The following is an 18,493-nucleotide window of genomic DNA, read 5'->3' as shown; positions in this document are numbered from 1 at the left end:
CCGGGAGGATCGACTCCTCCTGGCGGCCGCCCCTTCGTCGTACGCAGATCAGCGGATCAGAGCTTGGCCAGCTTGGGGTACGGGCTCAGGAACCTTCCCTGGCGGCCGGCGAAGTCGATGACCACCGCTTCCTCGCCTTCGACTCCGACGATCCGTCCGAGTCCGTACTGGTCGTGCGAGACCCGGTCGCCCACGGCGAACTGCTCGATGGGCGGTGCGGGCGGCGGCGGAACGTTGAAGGGACTGTTCGGCAGGTGGCGTCGGGTACCGGGGGGCCTCGTCATGTCCTGAGTATGCGCCCCCGGGAGCCCGCCGCACCATGCTCCGAGCTCACACGGTCCTCACATCGGCATCAAACCGACACACAAACACGGCTTCCCCGTAGCGGTCCGTAGCCACTCCATTGCACCACGCGCACATTTGTGCCCCACGGGACTCCGTCAACGCCGATTTATCCCTTCCGGATCTCTCGTCGCATCCGTTCAGGAAAAATCTGGCGGAGCCGCGGGTCACTCATGGCGCGGACGACGGCCGCCGCATCGCTGACGTCGGCGGCGTCCAGGGGGCGAGCGGCGGGCCGGCCCGCCCGCCGCCCGCCCCCTCCGTCAGCTCACTTCACCCAGGGCCAGTCGCTCGAAGCCCCCTGCTCGAGCAGCTGCACCATGCGGAAGGCCGCGTCCGAAAGCCCGCCGAACACATGGCGGTTTCCCGTGCCGGACGCGCCGTGGCCCGCCTGGTAGCCCGCCAGGTTCCAGGTGTAGACCGGGATGTCCGCCGGAACCTGCTCGGTCGGGTCGCCGTGGTAGTTGTACGCCGCCTGCTCGTCGGTGACGATCAGGACCCGGTCGTGCTTCTTGTAGAAGCGGCGCACCGCCTCGGTGGTGTTCGTGCCGCCGAGGCTCCCGAAGCGGTCGAGCACCTTCAGGACGGACTCGCCCTTGCGGTACTTCACCCGGGCGCTGCTTGTGCCGAACTCGACCAGGTCCGCGTCCGCCGCCCGCAGCGCGAGCGCCGTGCCGAAGACCGCCGCCGCGTCCGCGCGGTTGAGCTGCGAGCGGGCCGAGAGCGGCGACCACATCGATCCGGACCGGTCGACCAGGATCAGCGAACGGCCGGGCAGCGCGGGCACGTTGGCCAGCGAGTGGCCGAGCGCCTGCTCCAGCGGGTACGACCAGCGCAGCGACGGCGCGTGCTGGTACGCGGCGAGGTAGCGGAAGGGGAACTGCCGCGACTTCGCGACCTCCGCCGGGTCGGCGAGCTTCGCCGCGACGCCGGCCGCCACCTCGTCCGAGACGCCCGCCTCGTCGAAGTTGCGCAGGTTACGGACGAGGGCCATGGCGCCCATGGACGGAATCACGGCCTCCCAGGCCGCCTTGTCCATCGGACCCTGCAGCCAGCCCGCGAGCGCCTCCCAGGTGATGCCCGCGGCGGCGAGCCGCTCGGCGCCGCCGTCACCGGTCACCACCGCGCGCCGCTCGGCGACGGGCACCGCCATCAGCTCGCGGTGCGCGCCCAGAATGCGGGCGGACGCGGGCGGGACAGCGGTGTCCGGGTTGTGCCGGCGGTCGAGGGCGTACTGGAAGAGGTCGCCCTGCCACGGCTTGTCCGGGTCGGGCGCGGCGTGCACGAGGTTGAGGATGTCGCCGAAGCGGTAGCCCTTGGACGCCGTGTCGTACTTCAGCAGCGCCTTCTCGCCGTACATGCGGCGTACGGCGTCGGCGATGCCGCGCTTGACGGGCTTGGGGATGGCGCGGCCGTACGTCGCCGTCCAGTAGCCGAGCAGCTCGCCGGGCTCGTCCGGGCGGCGCAGCACGGAGGCGACAACCTGGCGGTTGGCGGGGCCTTCCGTCACGTCCGCGTCGAGGCGCGCCTTGACGTACTCGGCGGTGCCGACGAGCGAGGCCGTGCGCATGTTGCCGTCGCCGCGCAGCCAGCCGAGCAGGCCCGCGGTCCACTCCGGGTCCTCGACGGCGAGGCGGCGCACGAGCACGGCGAAACGGTCGTCGCGGTCATCGCCGGACTCGTAAAAGGTCTGCTGGGACACGAAATTCGCGACCGCGAGCAGGAAAAGCTCGGAACGCGGGTCACGGAGGTGCCCTCGGCCGCCCTCGTGGGTACGGGTGGTGCGGCCGGTCGACTTCACCGCCGAAGTGACGAGAGCCTTCGCGGACTTGGTGTTGAAGCGTGCCATGAGAATTCCCCCGAATTCCGAAGTACGACGGGGGAGGCAGCACAGCGCGAGGGCGCGCCGCAGGGCGCACACCGGCTGTTGAGGCCTCCCGAGATCAAAGTGGCGGCGGCATGGATTCTTTGAAGGAAGTAGCCGCTGCGTGCGCACCGGGAGGTGCGAAACATGTGAAGTTCAGGTGTCCAGAGTTCGGTTCGGCTGAACTGACGATGGTGCTCTAACCCCTGAGCTACTCCGGCCTGTTGGTGCCGGAGACGGGACTCGAACCCGTCCGCTCCCCATTATGAGTGGAAGTAAGTCCTGCCTTCGCACCTGGACGAGCTTCACTTTAGGAGAGTGAACTGGCGGGGCACCAATGCTTTTTCGGTGCAACCGTACGACGACTCACAGGCGTCGCACAGATCGTCCGGGGGGGTGGTCGATGCGGAGGGGATGCCGGGGCATGGCACAGTCCACGCGGGGTGAGCCGGTCGAGCTCGGCGGGTTCCGGATCGTGGCGCGGCTCGGCGAGGGCGGGATGGGGCGTGTGCATCTGGCGCGTTCGGCGTCGGGGCGGCTCGCGGCCGTCAAGACGATGCATGAACACCTGGCCGTGGAGGCCGAGTTCAGGGAGCGGTTCCGCCGTGAGACCGTCGCAGCGCGCGCCGTCGCGGGCCCCTTCACCGCGGCGGTGCTCGACGCCGATCCGGATGCCGAACGGCCGTGGCTCGCCACGGAGTTCTGCGCGGGCCCCGATCTGACGGCCGCCGTCGCCGCGCACGGGCCCCTCGGCCCCGCCGAACTCGCCACGCTGGGCGCGGCCCTCGCGGAGGCGCTGTCCGGAGTGCACGCGGTGGGGCTCACGCACCGCGACCTGAAGCCGTCGAACATCCTCATCACCCGTGACGGCCCCAAGGTCCTCGACTTCGGCATCGCGAAGAGCGCGGCCGACGAGAGCCTGACCGCCGACGACGAGGCGATCGGCTCGCCCGGTTTCATCGCTCCGGAACAGCTGGCGCGGGACGGCGAACCGGGCCCCGCCGCCGATGTGTTCGCCCTGGGCGCGGTCCTCACGCTGGCCGCCACGGGACGCGCCCCGTTCGACACGGGCGCCGCCCCCGCGGTCCTGTACCGCACCCTGCACGACGAGCCGGACCTGGCGGGCGTGCCGGGCACCACCTGGCCCCCGTTCCTCGCCCGCTGCCTGGCGCGTGACCCGGCGGACCGTCCTACGGTCGGTGAGGTGCTTGGGTGGTGCGGGGCGCGGGCCGACGACTCGCCGTGGTGGGAGCGGGGGCCGGTGCCGGAGCTCGTGCTCAGCCATGAGGACGAGGTTGCGGAGCTGGTCGCGCGCGACGAGGAGAGCACGGCCGCCGTCCGGGGGCCGCGGAACGCCCCCGCCGACGCCGTGCCCGGCGCCCGAGTCCGGGGCCCGCGGGACACCCCGGCCGACGCGCGACCGCCCCAGGCCCAGGCGGCCCCCCATCTCCCGTCCCGCCGCCGCCTCCTCGCCTGGACCGGTGCCGCGCTCGCCACCGCCGGTGTCGCCACCGCCACGGCCATCGCGCTGAACCAGGACGACGACGGCACCGGCAACAAGCCCGACGCCCGACGCACGCGGGTGCCGCGCGGGCGGGTGCGGTGGAAGACCGGTATCGGTGAAGTCGCTTACGGGGGCGCGCTGTTGCGCGAGGGCGATGATCTGTACGTCGTCGACAATGCCGCCGTCACCCTGGGCGCCGCGCGGTTCGCCCTGCTCACCGAGGAGAGCGAGCTGCACCTCATCGGCGCACGCGAGGGCGAGCGGCTGTACCGGCGGGACATGGAGGTCTCCGCCGGGCGTGGCAGTACCGCCCTCGGTCACGCCCCCGGCACCGGCAAGCACCCCGGCACCGGCCTGCTGCTCGCGGGTGGCGCCGGGCGGCTCATCGGCTTCGAGCCGGTGAACGGCGAGCAGCGCTGGGACTTCCCCACCGCCGGCCTCGAAGCGAGCTGGCGGCGGCTGCCCGGCGGCGGGCACGACCCCGTCACCGCCGACGGCGTCCTGCTGCACTGGACGAACGAGAAGACCCTGCAGGCCATCGACCTCAGCAGCGGCAAGGGCCTGTGGCTCGAGACGTTCGGCGCGACCGCGCAGGTCCCCCCGGCCGTCGCGGACGGCACCGTCTACGCCGCCGCGGGCGGTGTCTGCAAGGCGCTGACCCTGAGCGGCGGCACGGTGCGTGCGCAATGGCCGGTCGGCGGCGAGATCACCGACCTCGCCGCCGACTCGTCCGGCTGGTACACGCGCGTCGACAACGACTCCGTGCGCGCGGTCAACGCCCCCGGCCGGTCCCGCTCCCAGCCGCGCTGCCTCCGCCCGGCCCTAGCCCCGCTGTCTCCGCCACGGCCCGGTGATCGCCAGCATGATGCCGGGCGACTGGATGTTGGCGTAGAGCGTCTTGCCGTCGGGCGAGAACGTGACGCCGGTGAACTCGCTGTAGGAGGGCTTCTCCGGGGTGCCCGCGTTGAGGTCGTTGCGGGCGATCGGGTACGTGCGGCCGCGGTCGGTCGCGCCGAAGAGGTGCTGGATGCCGTCGCCGTCCTCGGCGATGACCAGGCCGCCGTACGGGGAGACGGTGATGTTGTCCGGGCCGTCGAAGGCGCCGTCCTTGCCGGGGTCCTGGTTGACGCCGAGGAGGACCTTCAGGGTCAGGGTGCGGCGGGCCGGGTGGTAGAACCACACCTGTCCGTCGTGGTGGACGGGGCTCTCGTCACGGGCGTACGACGCGACGATGTAGACGCCGCCGTCGCCCCACCACATGCCTTCGAGCTTGCGGGCGCGCGTGATGTCGCCGTCGTCGAACTGCTCGCGCACCGGGACCGTGCGGGCGTCGCGGTCGGGGACCTCGACCCAGTCCACGCCGTAGACCGTGCCGATCTTGGTGGCGCGGGACAGGTCGTCCACGAAGCGGCCGCCGGAGTCGTAGCACTTGAGGGCCTTCAGTACGCCCGCGTCGTCGGCGAGAGCGCGCAGCTTGCCGCGGCCGTGCTCGAAGCCGTGCGGCGGGGTCCAGCGGTAGAGCAGGCCGTTGGGTCCGGAGGCGTCCTCGGTGAGGTAGAGGTGGCCGCGCTTGGGGTCGACGACGACGGCCTCGTGGGCGTAGCGGCCGAGCGCCTTGATGGGCTTGGGCGCCTGGTTGGCGCGCTTGTCGAGGGGGTCGACCTCGAAGACGTAGCCGTGGTCCTTGGTCATGCCGTTCTCGCCGGCCCGGTCCTCGGTCTCCTCGCCGGTCAGCCAGGTGCCCCAAGGAGTGCTGCCGCCCGCGCAGTTGGTGGCGGTGCCGGCTATGCCGACCCATTCGGCGACCTGTCCGTCGCGGCGGACCTCGACGACGGTGCAGCCGCCGGACGCGGCCGGGTCGTAGACGAGGCCTTCGGTGAGCGGGACCGGGTGCTTCCACTTGGAGCGGGGGCCGCTCAGCTCGTGGTTGTTGACGAGCAGGGTCACACCGCGCGGGCCCTCGAAGGTGGCCGTGCCGTCGTGGTTGGACGGCGTGAACTCGCCGGTCTCCAGCTTCGTCTTGCCGCTGTACGTGAGGACGCGGTACGAGAACCCGGCGGGCAGCGCCAGCAGGCCCTTCGGGTCGGGTATGAGCGGACCGTAGCCGGGGGCGCCGTACGCCGCTTCGGCGCCTTCCGCGTCCACGCCTTCCGTCTCGGTGGCGGCGAGCGCGCCGGGTGCGGTGGCGAGCGCGCCGACGCTGCCGGCCAGCGCGACCCCGGCGCCGGTTGTCGCGGAGCGTCTGGCGAAGTCCCTGCGGGTGAGCGACATGATCTCTCCAAAGGCGCGTACGAGCGGACTACGGACAGGCTGCGTGGGGGCTCGGTCGCAGGCGGCGAGGATAGGCCGGGCTGCTGTCGGCGTCACGTTCCCGCTCGCGTATAAACGGCGGTTGAACACCGTCCGACGTCAAGGGGCTTCCTTCCATGAACCTGCCAGCCACCGGCCGCCGTGTACTGATCAGCGGAGCCTCCCGAGGCCTGGGGAGAGCCCTCGCGCAGGCCTTCGCGGAGAACGGGGACCGCGTCGCGGTGCACTACGGCTCGCGCGAGGAGGAGGCGCGCGCGACGCTCGACTCGCTGACGGGCGGCGGACATGTGCTGGTGGGCGGTGACCTGTCGGATCCGGCGGGGGCCGCGGATGTCGCGGGGCGGGCCGCCGATGCGCTGGGCGGCATCGACGTCCTGGTGAACAACGCCGCCGTGAACCTGCCGCATCCGCTCGCCGACACGTCGTACGAGGACTGGGCCGAGCTGTGGCAGCGGCATGTGTCCGTGAATCTCCTTGCCACGGCGAACCTCAGCCATCTCGCCGCCCGGCGGATGATCGACCAGGGCTCGGGCGGCCGGATCGTGAACATCGGCTCGCGCGGCGCGTTCCGCGGGGAGCCGGATCACCCGGCGTACGGGGCGACGAAGGCGGCCGTGCACGCGCTCGGGCAGTCCCTGGCCGTCTCGCTGGCCCCGCACGGCATCGCGGTGGCGTCCGTCGCGCCCGGATTCTTCGAGACCGAGCGGGTGGCGCACCGGCTCAGCGGGGCGGAGGGCGCGGCGATCCGTGCGCAGAGTCCGTTCGGGCGGGCGGGGACGGCGGAGGAGATCGCTGCGGCGGTGCTGTGGCTGGCCTCGCCGGTGGCCGAGTGGGCGTCAGGGACGGTGCTCGACCTCAACGGCGCTTCACATCTGCGTACCTGAACGTCCGCGTCCGAACGAGAGGTTGGAAGAATCTTCGTAAAGAAGGTCAACAGGAGCGGATCACCCGTAAAGCCAAGATTTCGTGTGGAACGCCTTGACCCGCGATCCACACGGCAATAGACATCACCTACCTGCATCACCCGTTGGGGGAGGCGAGCCGCGTGGACGCACAGCAGGCACGCAGCCTCCATGAGGACCGGCTGATGAAGCTGGCCAATGTCACCGGCGTCGGCATCGGAAAGGACGAGCACTCGGGGGCGGACGTGATCGTCGTGTTCGTCACCCGCACAGTGCCCCGCGACCGGCTCCGTGACGAAGACGTGATTCCGGATCGGCTCGAAGGCGTCCCCGTGCGCGTGCTCGCCATCGGCGAGACCGCGGCGCAGTAGGACGAGGCGCAGCGGGACGACCTGCGCAAGCGGCCCGGAACTCCACCCTTCAACCAAGGGGAAGAGGTGGTCTGGCGTGGTGAGCCAGCCCGAATTGATGCGAGGACCCACCGGCGGTCAGCTCAGTGACAGCTCACGTCAGCAGGCGAAAGGGGACTTCCTGGGCCCCCAGACGTCGCTGGCCAACGTCGTCGGCTTCGGCCACGGCGTGAAGTGGATCAACGGCGAGCCCACGGGCGAACCCGCGGTCATGGTGTTCGTGACCCAGAAGGTTCCGGAGTCCATGCTCCCGGAGCGGGACGTGATCCCCTCCCAGATGGACGACGGCACCCCCACCGACGTCATCGCCGTCGGCCACGTCGCCGCACAGCGGCAGCAGCGCAAGTCGGGCCGCACCGAAGACCGTTCGGTGACGTACGGCCCCGACGGCGGTGTGAGCGAGCAGCTCGGGGGCCTTTCGCAGCCCATGCTGGAAGAGCTCGCCGGACTCGGCGCGTTCGAGCCGCAGCTCCTCAAGCGCCGGATGCGCCCGTGCCCCTCCGGCTTCTCGGTCGGCAACGTACGGGTGACGGCCGGCACGCTCGGCAGCGTGGTCTACGACTTCCTGCCCGGCGCCTCCGTCGACCCGCCGGGCGCCGGCCTCGGCGTACCCGCGAAGTTCTACATCCTGTCCAACAACCACGTGCTCGCCGACTCCAACCGCGCCCAGCTGGGCAGCGCCATCGTGCAGCCGGGGATCTTCGACGGCGGCCAGGACCCGGCCGACCGCATCGCGACCCTGGAGCGCTTCATCACGATCCAGTTCGCCCCGCAGATCCCGCTGGAGCGGCACAACAACGTCGTCGACGCGGCGCTCGGCACCGTCGACTTCCAGGACGCGACCCGTGAGACGTACTTCAGCGGTGCGCCGCGCGCCTGGCGCCGCAAGGCGAACGTCGCCGTCGGCGACCTGGTGAAGAAGACCGGCCGTACGACCAACATCTCCTTCGGCCGGATCATCGCCGTCGACGCGACGATCGACGTCAACTACGGCACGGCGGGCACGGCTCGCTTCAAGGACCAGATCCTGACGACGAACATCTCGGCGGGCGGCGACTCGGGGTCCCTGGTGACCTCGCTCGACAACGTCGCACTCGGCCTGCTGTTCGCCGGTTCCTCGACCGTGACCGTGCTCAACCACATCGAGAACGTCCGCGCGCTGCTGCGGGTCGAGGTCTCCGAGCAGCTGGCCTGACCGGTCGCACCACGAGAGGAGGGTTTTCATGACCACTCAGGCACGTAAGCAGAAGGGCCAGGCCCGCGCGGAGCACCGCTTCCACAATCCGCAGGGCGCCGAGGTCAAGACGCGCGACGAGGCGTTCGCCGCGCCCCAGGAGGTGTCCGCCGAGGCGGTCTCCACCGCTTGCAAGATGGAGCTGCACAACGGCGCTGTCACCTTCGCCATCGAGGTGAAGTACAACCCGAACACCTACCCGCACGTGGTGACGGGCGGCCAGATCACCGCCGGCATCTGCGGCGCGCCGTGGGACATCACGGGCGGCCTCATCGGCGACACCATCCGCCTGGACGCCAAGCGCGCGGGCCAGGGATCGTGTGCGAACACGATCACGATCGTCGGCGAGTACCAGAACCCTCCGGCGTACCGAGGAACGTACGGCTTCGACGGTGCGACGTCGTCGTTCAAGCACACGACGCTGTATCAGTGCTGAGCTGAGCTGAGCCGGATGCCTGCCGGGCTGAAGAATTCGGCCCGGCAGGCATCTGCCGTGGGATCAAATCCCTTGCTGCGAGCGGGCCTTGAAGGCCGCCTTCCGCGCTTCCTTCGCCACCTTCTTGTCGGGGTGCAGCCGCCCCATCGCCTCCAGGACGTCGGCGGTGGCCGGGTGCTCGACCCGCCACGCCGCCGCGAAGAACCCGCTGTGCTGCTCGGAGAGACCCTCGACCAGACCCTGCAGCTCGTCCGAGTTGCCCTCGGCGGCGAGCTGCGCGGCGATCGTGTCGATGGTCAGCCAGAACACCATCGCCTCGGACGGCGCCGGCACGTCCGCGGCCCCGTGCTCGGCCAGCCACACCCGGGCGAGCCCGCCGAGCTCCGCGTCGTCGAGCACCTCCCGCAGCGCGGCCTCCGCCTCCACGCCCACCAGCGAGAGCGCCTGCTGGCACCGCAGCCTGCGCAGCGGCGCGCCCTCGTCGCCGCCGCGCGCCGCGGCCAGCAACTCCCGTGCCGCGCCCAGCGGTTCGTGCCGGGCGAGCCACAGCTCGATCTCCGCCTGCGCGGCCGCCTGCGGGAAACCGGCCGTCCCGTCGAGCAGCGTGTCGGCGCCCTTGTCCGCGAGGTCACCGACCGCGGGCGCGTCGACGCCGGCCTCCAGCATCCGCGCCCGGACGCCGTACAGGCCGAGCGGCGTAAGGCGGACGAGGCCGTACCGGGACACGTCCTCGTCGTCGTCCGGCAGCGGCGCCTCCGCCTCGTCGATGTCGACCATCAGCGCCTCGTCGACCGGCTGGTACTCGACGAGGCCAAGCGGCTCGAAGAGCCGGAACTGGTCGTCGAGCTTCATCATCGCGTCCGACACCTGCTCCAGGACGTCGTCCGTGGGCTCCCCCATGTCGTCGGGCACGATCATCGAGGCGGCGAGCGCGGGCAGCGGCACCGGCCCTTCGCTCCCGGCGGCGTCGCCGACGGTCAGCAGATACAGATTGCCGAGCACACCGTCGAGGAAGTCCGCCTCGGCCTGCGGGTCCCAGCCCAGCTCGTCGAAGTCGACCTCGCCGTTCTCCTCGAGGACATCGAGGAGATTGTCCATGTCGGGCACGGTCGCGTCCGCGTACACGGTGTCCAGGGCGCCGAGCCAGACCCCGAGGACGTCCTGCGGGCTGCCGGACGTGAGCGCGGCGAGGTCCTCGCCGACGGTCACGGTGCCGAGCGCCCCCTCCCCTTCCTCCTCGTCGCCGTCCGTGACCTCCACAAGGCCCGTGTCGACCGCCACCCGCCAGGCCTCACTGGCGTACGCGGCGGAGTCCGGGTCGTCCGTGTCCAGGCCCAGCTCCGCAGCGGCGGCCGGCAGCTGCTCGTCGACCAGTTCGCCGCCCGCCCCGACCCGTGTGTCGGGGCCCGCCCAGCGGGCGAGCCGCGCGGCGCGGGACAGCAGCGGTGTGGCGAGCGCGGCCCGCGCGAGTTCCGCTTCGGGGTGCAGCAGCACCGGCGGCAGGGTGGCGGGACTTACGGACATCGGCTGGTTCTCCTCCGAGGCAAAACAAACGGTTCGGCTGAACAGAAGCCTAGACGGATATGGACCCATGCCGCCCGGTTCATGTCCCTGTCAGAAGACATACACGGCGAGAACACCCGCCGAACCTTGACAACTCCCCTGGCCACACAAGAGATTGACGCGCGTAGAGTCCCGGGCGCCCGCCGGCCCGGTGCTGCGTACGTTCCCTCACCCACCCGGAGTCCCCACATGCCGCTCATACCCGGTGCCACCCGGCCCACCGTGAGATCCGCCGCGATCGCCACCGTCGTCGCCACCGCGCTGGCCGCCGGTCTGCTCGCCGCGAGCTCGTCCGCCGCCTCCGCCGACGAGGTCCGCGTCCACGACATCCAGGGCACCACCCGTCTCTCGCCCCTGGACGGGCAGCAGGTCACGGACGTGACGGGCATCGTCACGGGCGTGCGCTCCTACGGCTCCAAGGGCTTCTGGATCCAGGACCCGAAGGCCGACTCGGACGCCGCGACCAGCGAGGGCGTCTTCGTCTACACGGGGTCGGCGGCCCTGACGGTGAAGACCGGTGACGCCGTCCGCGTCTCCGGCACGGTCGCCGAGTACGTGCCCGGCGGCGCCGCGTCCGGCAACCAGTCCCTGACCCAGCTCACCAAGCCGACGGTGACCGTCGAATCGTCCGGCAACGCGCTGCCCGCGCCGGTCACGGTGGACGCCAAGAAGGTGCCGTCCGCGTACGCGCCCGACGGCGACCCGGCGGACGGCTCCAGCATCAACGCGCTGCCGCTGAAGCCCCGCTCGTACGCCCTCGATCTGTACGAGTCCCTGGAGGGCATGAACGTCCGCGTCGGCACCTCGCGCGTGGTCGGCGCCACCGATCCCTACAACGAGCTGTGGATCACCGTGAAGCCGCACGAGAACGCGGACCGGCGGGGCGGCACCGTCTACGGCTCCTACGCGGCGCAGAACACCGGGCGGCTGCAGATCCAGCAGCTCGCGCCGGTCTCCGAGCAGCCGTTCCCGAAGGCGAACGTCGGCGACGTGCTGTCCGGTGGCGCCGAAGGGCCCCTGGACTTCAACCAGTTCGGCGGCTACACCCTGACGGCGCGCACCCTCGGCAAGGTCACCGACAAGGGGCTCGTACGCGAGAAGACACGGCGCCAGGCCAAGGGTGAGCTGGCCGTGGCGACGTACAACGTGGAGAACCTCGACCCGACCGACCCGCAGAAGAAGTTCGACGCGCTCGCGGGCGCCGTCGTCTCGAACCTCGCATCGCCCGACATCCTCGCCCTGGAGGAGATCCAGGACGACAACGGCGCCAAGAACGACGGGACCGTCTCGGCGGAGGCGACCCTGAAGAAGTTCACAGACGCGATCGTCGCCGCGGGCGGGCCCCGCTACGAGTGGCGGTCCATCGCCCCGGAGAACAACAAGGACGGCGGGGAGCCCGGCGGGAACATCCGTCAGGTGTTCCTCTTCAACCCGGAGCGGGTGTCCTTCACCGACCGGGGCGAGGGGAACGCGACGACCGCCACGGACGTCGTCGCCTCCTCCTCGGGCGGACGGGCCGAGCTGACCCTCTCGCCGGGGCGCATCGACCCCGCGAACTCCGCCTGGGCGGACAGCCGCAAGCCGCTGGCCGGCGAGTTCAGCTTCCGGGGGCGGACCGTGTTCGTGGTCGCCAATCACTTCGGCTCGAAGGGCGGCGACGAGGGCCTCACGTCGCACCACCAGCCGCCGGTGCGCTCGTCGGAGGAGAAGCGGGTGCGGCAGGCGCAGGCCGTGAACTCCTTCGTGCGGGACGTACGCAAGGTGCACAAGAGCGCGGACATGGTCGTGCTCGGGGATGTGAACGACTTCGAGTTCTCCGGGACGACGAAGGCCCTGGAGTCGGGCGGCGCGCTGAAGTCGGCCGTCAAGTCCCTTCCCCGGTCCGAGCGTTACTCGTATGTGTACCAGGGGAACTCGCAGGTCCTCGACCAGATCCTGACCAGTCCCGGGGTGGGGGCTGCCGGGGACTTCGCGTACGACAGCGTGCACATCAACGCGGAGTTCGCCGAGCAGAACAGTGACCACGACCCGCAGGTGCTGAGGTTCCGCCCGTAGGCTCCGGGCGGCTGGACAGGCTCTCCTAGGCGTACAGCCTGTCCAGCCAGTCCCGCCAGGCCAGTTCGGTGCCCTTGGGGTCGGTGTGCGTCGCGAAGTCGTGGACGCTGACGGCCACGGGGGCGCCGAAGCGGTTGCGGCCGAAGAAGCGGTACAGCGCGGTGTCCGTGCGCAGGCCGATGAAGTGGGACGTGCGGAAGTCGACCACCGCGTCGAGCGGACCGCCGGGCGCGTCCACGCGCACGCGGGCGCCCTCCCGGGCGTCGTCGGGCAGGCCCAGGTGGCGGCCCAGCTCGATGAAGGCGCCCGGGGTCTTGGCGGACGGCGGGCCCTCCAGGGTGGTGAAGGCGGCGGGGCGGCCCGTGAAGTGGGTCAGGTACTGGCGCAGGGTGTGCAGATAGAAGTCGGTGTGCTTGCTCGCCCCGTCGTACTGGTTGGCCCAGTCGTCGGTGAAGACGCCGCTGTGTACGTAGCGGACCCAGGAGCGGCGGCCGCCGTCGCGGGGCTCGATGGTGTGGTCGAGCTGATGGAGGACCTGGCCGTCCGGCAGACCTTCCGGATCCTCCACGCGTCCGGTGAGGCGGTGCGGGGGATCCCAGCGGGTGACGGTGCCGCCGAAGGGGGCGGCTCCGCCTTCGCGAGGTTCGTACCGCATGGGCCACAGCCAGCCGCCGGTACCGGTGGTGAGCGCGTCCCAGACTTCCACGGGCGAGGCATCGACCTCAAACTCCCGCACGATCTCGAACTCCTTGCCACTGCTGGTCGTCATGGCGACTCCCTCGCGATCGTGGTTCCGAGGTGGTTCCCTCTATGTCGCCCCCGCTGTGCCCACAGCTGCCGGGCAAGCGATGAACAGGGCACCAGCCTCAAGGTGCCCGCTCCGGCGTAACCACCGGCCCAAGAGCCGGCCGCTTAGCCACCCTCCCGTCCCCAGAGGAACGCCCCCGCAGCCGCCGCCAGGCCCACGGCCCCATGAACCCCGCAAACCACCGCGCCTCCACGACCGCCGCCCGCAGCGGCGAAACCGCCGGAGGCGCCGGCAGCGGCCGCAGCCAGTCCTCGTGCCCCGGAATGCCGAGCGCGTCGGCCATGCCGGCGGCGATCCGCGCATGCCCAAGGGGGCTGGCGTGCAGCCGGTCGGCGCACCACAGCCGGGGGTCGGTGGTGATCCGGTGCGGGAACGTGTCGAAGACGACGACGCCATGCCGGTCCGCGGCCGCCCTGATCCGGGCGTTCAGATCGAGCACCCGCGGCATCGCCCGGCGCGCGAGCGGCGAGATCCGCCCGATGTCCGGGAACGTCACCGTGGCCACCCGCGCTCCCGCCGCGGTGAGCTCGGTGAACATGTCCTCGATGTCGCGGGCCACCCCCGCGGCGTCGAAGCCGGGCCGCACCAGGTCGTTCATGCCCGCCATGACCGTGACCAGGTCCGGCTTGAGGGCCAGCGCGGGGGCAAGCTGCTCCGCCTTGATGCCCGCGGTCAGCCTGCCCCGCACGGCGAGGTTGGCGTACCCGATGTCAGGGTTGGCATCGGCGAGCAGCTCGGCGAGGCGGTCGGCCCAGCCGCGGTAGCCGTGGGCCTCGTCGCCGTCCCCGATCCCTTCCGTCTGGCTGTCGCCCATCGCGACATAGCGCGCGTACGGATGTGTGCTCATGGCCTGAGCCTCCTCTGACGGGCGGGGGTCGTCAACGCGGTCGCGGGGGCGGCCTTTCGGCGCGGGTCACAAAAGGTGGCCGCCGCCGTCCACCAGCAGGACCTCGCCGGTGATGTACGAGGCGTTGACCAGGTCGAAGACCGCATCCGCGATGTCCTGCGGCCTGCCCACGCGGCGCAGCGGAAGCCTGGCCGCCGTCTCCTCCATCGCGGACTCGATGCCCTCGACCCCGTCGAACCACGGGGTGTCGATCATTCCGGGCGCGACCGCGTTGACCCGTACGTCCGGGCCGAGGGTCTTGGCCAGGAGCTTCGTCATGTGGTTCACGGCGGCCTTGCTGACGGAGTACGGGATGGAGCTGCCGCCGGGGCGGACCCCCGCCTGCGAGGAGATCGTGACGACGCTGCCCGCGCCGCTCGCCCGCAGGTGCGGGACGGCGGCCGTGATCGTCTGCCATACGCCGATGACGTTGATGTCGTAGAGCTCGCGCCAGACCTGGGGGTTCGCGGACTCGAAGTCGTCGTGGGCGATGGAGGGGGTCCCCCCATGCCCTTAAGGCTATGGGGGAGGGTGGCGCCCGCGCAGTTGACGAGGATGTCCAGGCGTCCGTAGGTGTCGACCGCCGTCCGGACCAGGCGTGCTGCGTCGGCCTCGTCGGCGACGTTCGCCCGGACGTAGACGGCATCGGGGAGTTCGGCGGCCAGTTTCTCGCCGGCCTCGACCGAGTTGGCGGAGTTGACCACGACGCGGATGCCCGCCGCGGCGAGGCGGCGGGCCACCTCCGCGCCGATGCCCGATGACGACCCCGTCACCAGGGCGACGCGCTTGTCCTGTGCCTGTGCCTGCGTTCGGTTGTCGCTGTTGTTGCTCATCAAGCCTCATGTCTTGTCATGTCGGCCTGTCACGCCCCGCGCCGATCATGCCAGACGGTGCACGGCTAGTTCCGTTCCCCCTTCGCCAGTCTCGCCAACTCCCCCTGGAACACGTCGAGTCGGGCCTGCAGCAGACGCGCCCCCAGGACCGTGAGCCCCTCCCCGGCGATCCGCGCGAACTCCGTGAGCCGCAGCGCGCTGCCGCGCATACCGGAAGCCGCGCTCGAAGCGGATGTACGCGCCGAGCACCGTCACTTCGAGCAGCGCCGCCCTGCGATGTTCGGCGGTGCAGAGGAACGCTTCGGTTGCTCAGAGATGTAAACCCATCGCCTTCGTGCCCTGGTACCCATGGACGAATCCGTCGGCCCGCGTGGCACGTCCCTCCGGACGCTGACCGACCAGGCACACAGGTCCTGACCGGGAGGGTGCCCGACGTCGCCTGGGCGCCGGGCGTGCCTCCTGCGCCGGCCCTGCGGCCGTCCGTCGACTACCGTCCGCCCACGGTGGCCCATACGGGGGCGAGTTGGCACTAGTGCCCGTCGGGTTCGGCGTCCACCTCGTAGCGTTCCTGCCCCGTATCTCGTAGCAGAATTAAGTGGAGCTTCACGGCCGTCGTGCCGACACTGCCCCTATGACCTCACCCTCATCGGCTCCCGTCTTCGGCCGCGCTCTCTGCGCGATGGTCACGCCCTTCACGGACGACGGTCTGCTCGACCTCGACGGCGCGCAGCGGCTCGCCGCGCGTCTGGTGGACGGCGGCTGCGACGGGCTCGTGCTGTCCGGCACCACCGGCGAGTCCCCCACCACGTCCGACGGCGAGAAGTCCGCGCTCGTACGGGCCGTCGCCGAGGCCGTCGGCGACCGGGCCACGGTCGTCGCGGGCGTCGGCAGCTTCGCCACGCGGCACACCGTCGAGCTGGCGCTGCAGGCCGAAAAGGCGGGCGCGGAGGGCCTGTTGGTGGTCACCCCTTACTACAGCAAGCCGCCGCAGGCCGCCGTCGAGGCGCACTTCCGCGAGGTCGCCGACGCCTCGGGGCTGCCGCTCGCGCTGTACGACATCCCGGGCCGCACCGGGACGCGGATCGAGCCGGAGACGATGCTACGACTGGCCGAGCATCCCCGGATCGTCGCCGTGAAGGACTGCGCGTACGAGCTGATGGGCACTCAGAAGGTGCTCGCCCGCACGGACTTGGCGTACTACACGGGCTGCGACGAGTACATCCTGGCGATGTACGCGATCGGCGGCGCCGGATACATCAGCACGGTGGCCAACGCCGTGCCGCGCCAACTCCGGGCGATCATCGACGCGTTCGACGCGGGAGACACGACCGAGGCTCAGCGGCTCCAGCAACGGGCCATGGAACTCATCGAGTTGATGATGGGCGCGGGACTGCCCGGCACGGTGACCTCCAAGGCGGTGCTCGGCGCGCTCGGTCTGCCCGGCGGTCCGGTGCGGGCACCGCTGCTGCCCGCCGGCCGCGAGGCGACCGACGGGCTGATGACGGCGTACGAGGCACTGCGGTAGCTCCGCCGAGGGTCAGCGGTCGGCGAACATCGGCGTCCAGCGGCCCGGGTAGTCGTCCGACGCCCTGCGGAAGTCGCTGAGCGGCACGACCTTCTTGCTGTCGACGGTGACCAACACGAGCTGGTTGCGGAACTCGCCCTTCCCGCTGCACTTCTTCGGGTCGCAGCCCCACGCGATGAGCCGCTTGTTGTCGGCCCAGGCGAGCTGCTGCTGTCCCGGCACCGTGGTGATCTTCTTGCCGGTCCTCGGGTCGAGGACCGGTGAGCCCTTGTCGTTGCCGTCGCTCGCGAGCAGCTTCCCGTCGGGCGAAAGACCGGCCTCGGGCCAGCCCGCGTACCGCTCGGCGGCGGGCGCCTTCGTCTTCTTGCCCTCCGGCGTGTACCAGGCGCGGTTCTCGCCGTCGGCGCCCGCCGCCAGCTGAACGTAGAGCAGCTTGCCGTCATGGCTCCAGCGCAGGTCCTCGCGCGAGTTGCCTTCGAAGAAGCCGAACTTGCCGGCGGCCTTCTGCGGCAGCTCACGGAACGGGCCCACCTCGCCGGACGGGGCGTCGACGACGAAGAATCCGGTGCGGCTGCCGTGCCGCTGGGGCGGGTTCTTGGGGTGGTCGTCGGGCAGGTCGATCAGCCGGTCGGGGTTCTTGGCGTACGCGGTGGCGACCAGCTCGCCGCCGTCGGGGGACCAACTGACCCCCGCCACCGGGTGGTTCACGGGGATCCAGCGCTCGACCTTGCCGGTGATCAGGTCCAGGATCCCGATGCGCCGGGCGGGCAGTTCGCCCTCCAGGACCGCGGCGGTGCGCATGCCCGGGGCGACATCGATCCAGGCCCACTTCTTGGAGGCCTTCTTGTACGTCCCCGTCTTCTGGTCGAGCAGGCCGTATGTACGGGTGGTGAGCTTGTCACCGCCCGGCTGCTTCGTCGTCTGAGTGGTGTAGAACGCGGCGAGCGCGGTGCTCCCCGCGGCGATCAGGTCGCGGGGCGGCGACTGGTCGGGGTGGGCGACGACGTCGCCGGTCTGGGCGTCGCTCGCGGGGCGGACGTCCTCGCCGCCCGAGTCGAGCGCGGGCACGGCCACCGCCGCCGCGACCACCGCGGCCGTGCCGACCGCCAGGCCCGCGAAGGTGCGGGTCCTGCGGCGGCGCCTGAGCGCGAGCACCCGGTCGGCGAGACCCTCCGGGGGCCGCACACCGTCGCCCGCCTGCTCCCGGAGCGACTCGCGCACCACTTCTTCCACGTTCACTGCTGTACCTCCACGGACGACACGGGCGAGTAGTCGGGGGACGGCGGCCGGCCGGGGCCGGGGTCAGGGCCGTCGAGCGCCGCCAGTTCCGGCGCGAGGCCGCGCAGCTTGGCGAGCGAGCGGTGCGTCGTGCTGCGCACGGTGCCGACCGAGCAGCCGAGCAGCCGGGCGACATCCGCCTCCGGCAGGTCCTCGAAGTAGCGAAGGACCAGCACGGTGCGCTGCCGCGTGGTGAGCCGGGCGAGCGCCGCCCGCATCACGATGCGCAGCTCGGCGGCGCCCGCGGCGTCCCCCACGGCGCTCTCCGGCGGCTCGGCGACGGCCAGTTCGCGCCGCGGCCACTTCAGCCGCCAGCGGCTGACCTGCTGCCGGTAGAGGATCTGCCGTACGTACGCCTCGGGATCGTCGATCCGATGCCACCGGCCCGCGGCCTTGACCAGCGCGTTCTGCAGCAGGTCCTCGGCCGCGTGCCGGTCGCCGCCGCTGAGCAGCACGGCGGTCCTCAGGAGCGCGGTCGACCTGTTGTCCACGAACTCCCGGAAGCTTTCCTGGCCTTCGGCATCCATCGCCACCTTCTCGTCT

The 18,493-nt window shown here is 71.3% G+C and carries 16 protein-coding genes and 2 pseudogenes; 7 read left to right on the top strand and 11 right to left on the bottom strand.

Going from position 1 to position 18,493, the window contains the following annotated elements; translation table 11 throughout:
* Positions 1-56: 56 nt before the first annotated feature.
* Together OG453_RS15810 and OG453_RS15805 are read right to left on the bottom strand one after the other, a co-directional pair.
* Positions 57-284 carry a CarD family transcriptional regulator gene (locus OG453_RS15810; RefSeq protein WP_135329399.1) on the bottom strand — a complete coding sequence of 76 codons (228 nt, stop codon included), beginning with the start codon at positions 282-284 and terminating at the stop codon, positions 57-59.
* A 326-nt stretch (positions 285-610) separates the two neighbouring features.
* Positions 611-2,191 (bottom strand): TROVE domain-containing protein, encoded by a 1,581-nt coding sequence (locus OG453_RS15805; RefSeq protein ID WP_266868373.1) that lies wholly within the window; start codon positions 2,189-2,191, stop codon positions 611-613.
* 352 nt (positions 2,192-2,543) lie between these two features.
* Between OG453_RS15805 and OG453_RS45365 the strand changes: the two are divergent.
* Positions 2,544-4,343: pseudogene (locus OG453_RS45365) on the top strand (protein kinase); the annotation flags it as partial.
* 189 nt (positions 4,344-4,532) lie between these two features.
* Here OG453_RS45365 and OG453_RS15795 read toward each other — a convergent pair.
* Positions 4,533-5,981 carry an alkaline phosphatase PhoX gene (locus OG453_RS15795; protein ID WP_266868371.1) on the bottom strand — a complete coding sequence of 483 codons (1,449 nt, stop codon included), beginning with the start codon at positions 5,979-5,981 and terminating at the stop codon, positions 4,533-4,535.
* Between the two features lie 155 nt (positions 5,982-6,136).
* Between OG453_RS15795 and OG453_RS15790 the strand changes: the two genes are divergently transcribed.
* The 4 genes from OG453_RS15790 to OG453_RS15775 all read left to right on the top strand — a co-directional run bounded on the left by OG453_RS15790 (position 6,137) and on the right by OG453_RS15775 (position 9,002).
* Positions 6,137-6,904 carry an SDR family NAD(P)-dependent oxidoreductase gene (locus OG453_RS15790; RefSeq protein ID WP_266868369.1) on the top strand — a complete coding sequence of 256 codons (768 nt, stop codon included), beginning with the start codon at positions 6,137-6,139 and terminating at the stop codon, positions 6,902-6,904.
* A gap of 161 nt (positions 6,905-7,065) precedes the next feature.
* Positions 7,066-7,293, top strand: a complete 228-nt coding sequence (locus tag OG453_RS15785) for a hypothetical protein (protein ID WP_266868367.1) — start codon at positions 7,066-7,068, stop codon at positions 7,291-7,293.
* A gap of 79 nt (positions 7,294-7,372) precedes the next feature.
* A complete protein-coding gene (locus tag OG453_RS15780) occupies positions 7,373-8,527 on the top strand; it encodes a hypothetical protein (RefSeq protein WP_266868365.1) in 1,155 nt (384 codons plus the stop codon).
* A 28-nt stretch (positions 8,528-8,555) separates the two neighbouring features.
* Positions 8,556-9,002, top strand: coding sequence for a hypothetical protein (locus tag OG453_RS15775; protein WP_266868363.1), 447 nt, complete (start codon positions 8,556-8,558; stop codon positions 9,000-9,002).
* A gap of 63 nt (positions 9,003-9,065) precedes the next feature.
* On the opposite strand, the gene OG453_RS15770 is transcribed toward OG453_RS15775, so the two are convergent.
* Positions 9,066-10,526 carry a hypothetical protein gene (locus tag OG453_RS15770; protein ID WP_266868361.1) on the bottom strand — a complete coding sequence of 487 codons (1,461 nt, stop codon included), beginning with the start codon at positions 10,524-10,526 and terminating at the stop codon, positions 9,066-9,068.
* 228 nt (positions 10,527-10,754) lie between these two features.
* Here OG453_RS15770 and OG453_RS15765 point away from each other — a divergent pair, with 228 nt between their 5' ends.
* Entirely contained in the window at positions 10,755-12,620 is a 1,866-nt protein-coding gene (locus OG453_RS15765) for an endonuclease/exonuclease/phosphatase family protein (RefSeq protein WP_266868360.1), read from the top strand.
* Positions 12,621-12,645: 25 nt separating this feature from the next.
* On the opposite strand, the gene OG453_RS15760 is transcribed toward OG453_RS15765, so the two are convergent.
* The 5 genes and pseudogenes from OG453_RS15760 to OG453_RS15745 form a co-directional block, all read right to left on the bottom strand.
* On the bottom strand, positions 12,646-13,389 hold the full coding sequence (locus OG453_RS15760; RefSeq protein ID WP_266868358.1) for an SRPBCC domain-containing protein: 744 nt from the start codon (positions 13,387-13,389) through the stop codon (positions 12,646-12,648).
* 97 nt (positions 13,390-13,486) lie between these two features.
* The gene (locus tag OG453_RS15755) at positions 13,487-14,275 is read right to left on the bottom strand and encodes an SGNH/GDSL hydrolase family protein (protein ID WP_266868357.1); all 789 of its coding nucleotides are present in this window, start codon (positions 14,273-14,275) and stop codon (positions 13,487-13,489) included.
* Positions 14,276-14,341: 66 nt separating this feature from the next.
* Positions 14,342-14,749, bottom strand: coding sequence for an SDR family oxidoreductase (locus tag OG453_RS45135; protein ID WP_323178654.1), 408 nt, complete (start codon positions 14,747-14,749; stop codon positions 14,342-14,344).
* Positions 14,750-14,886: 137 nt separating this feature from the next.
* Positions 14,887-15,147 (bottom strand): annotated as a pseudogene (locus OG453_RS45130) (SDR family NAD(P)-dependent oxidoreductase); the annotation flags it as partial.
* Positions 15,148-15,212: 65 nt separating this feature from the next.
* Positions 15,213-15,356 carry a hypothetical protein gene (locus OG453_RS15745; protein ID WP_266868355.1) on the bottom strand — a complete coding sequence of 48 codons (144 nt, stop codon included), beginning with the start codon at positions 15,354-15,356 and terminating at the stop codon, positions 15,213-15,215.
* 422 nt (positions 15,357-15,778) lie between these two features.
* Here OG453_RS15745 and dapA point away from each other — a divergent pair, with 422 nt between their 5' ends.
* Complete coding sequence (dapA, locus tag OG453_RS15740; RefSeq protein WP_266868353.1) at positions 15,779-16,672, top strand: 4-hydroxy-tetrahydrodipicolinate synthase; 894 nt, start codon at positions 15,779-15,781, stop codon at positions 16,670-16,672.
* A 12-nt stretch (positions 16,673-16,684) separates the two neighbouring features.
* Here dapA and OG453_RS15735 read toward each other — a convergent pair whose 3' ends face one another.
* Complete coding sequence (locus OG453_RS15735; protein ID WP_266868351.1) at positions 16,685-17,911, bottom strand: WD40 repeat domain-containing protein; 1,227 nt, start codon at positions 17,909-17,911, stop codon at positions 16,685-16,687.
* On the bottom strand, positions 17,908-18,477 hold the full coding sequence (locus OG453_RS15730; protein ID WP_266868349.1) for a SigE family RNA polymerase sigma factor: 570 nt from the start codon (positions 18,475-18,477) through the stop codon (positions 17,908-17,910). Before OG453_RS15730 ends, OG453_RS15735 begins: the two co-directional genes overlap by 4 nt.
* Positions 18,478-18,493: the final 16 nt, after the last annotated feature.

Origin of the sequence: Streptomyces sp. NBC_01381, from assembly GCF_026340305.1 — a bacterium.
Classification (GTDB): domain Bacteria; phylum Actinomycetota; class Actinomycetes; order Streptomycetales; family Streptomycetaceae; genus Streptomyces.
Note: the sequence above shows the minus strand (reverse complement) of the source record. Positions and strands in the feature narration are given on the sequence as shown.

What these genes read in the sequence shown, in the direction of transcription:
- OG453_RS15755 (WP_266868357.1), bottom strand. Translation starts at nt 14,275, where the DNA reads ATGAGCACACATCCGTACGCGCGCTATGTCGCGATGGGCGACAGCCAG.
- dapA (WP_266868353.1), top strand. Translation starts at nt 15,779, where the DNA reads ATGACCTCACCCTCATCGGCTCCCGTCTTCGGCCGCGCTCTCTGCGCG.
- OG453_RS15745 (WP_266868355.1), bottom strand. Translation starts at nt 15,356, where the DNA reads ATGCGCGGCAGCGCGCTGCGGCTCACGGAGTTCGCGCGGATCGCCGGG.
- OG453_RS15790 (WP_266868369.1), top strand. Translation starts at nt 6,137, where the DNA reads ATGAACCTGCCAGCCACCGGCCGCCGTGTACTGATCAGCGGAGCCTCC.
- OG453_RS15765 (WP_266868360.1), top strand. Translation starts at nt 10,755, where the DNA reads ATGCCGCTCATACCCGGTGCCACCCGGCCCACCGTGAGATCCGCCGCG.
- OG453_RS15810 (WP_135329399.1), bottom strand. Translation starts at nt 284, where the DNA reads ATGACGAGGCCCCCCGGTACCCGACGCCACCTGCCGAACAGTCCCTTC.
- OG453_RS15770 (WP_266868361.1), bottom strand. Translation starts at nt 10,526, where the DNA reads ATGTCCGTAAGTCCCGCCACCCTGCCGCCGGTGCTGCTGCACCCCGAA.
- OG453_RS15795 (WP_266868371.1), bottom strand. Translation starts at nt 5,981, where the DNA reads ATGTCGCTCACCCGCAGGGACTTCGCCAGACGCTCCGCGACAACCGGC.
- OG453_RS15805 (WP_266868373.1), bottom strand. Translation starts at nt 2,191, where the DNA reads ATGGCACGCTTCAACACCAAGTCCGCGAAGGCTCTCGTCACTTCGGCG.
- OG453_RS15775 (WP_266868363.1), top strand. Translation starts at nt 8,556, where the DNA reads ATGACCACTCAGGCACGTAAGCAGAAGGGCCAGGCCCGCGCGGAGCAC.
- OG453_RS15730 (WP_266868349.1), bottom strand. Translation starts at nt 18,477, where the DNA reads ATGGATGCCGAAGGCCAGGAAAGCTTCCGGGAGTTCGTGGACAACAGG.
- OG453_RS15760 (WP_266868358.1), bottom strand. Translation starts at nt 13,389, where the DNA reads ATGACGACCAGCAGTGGCAAGGAGTTCGAGATCGTGCGGGAGTTTGAG.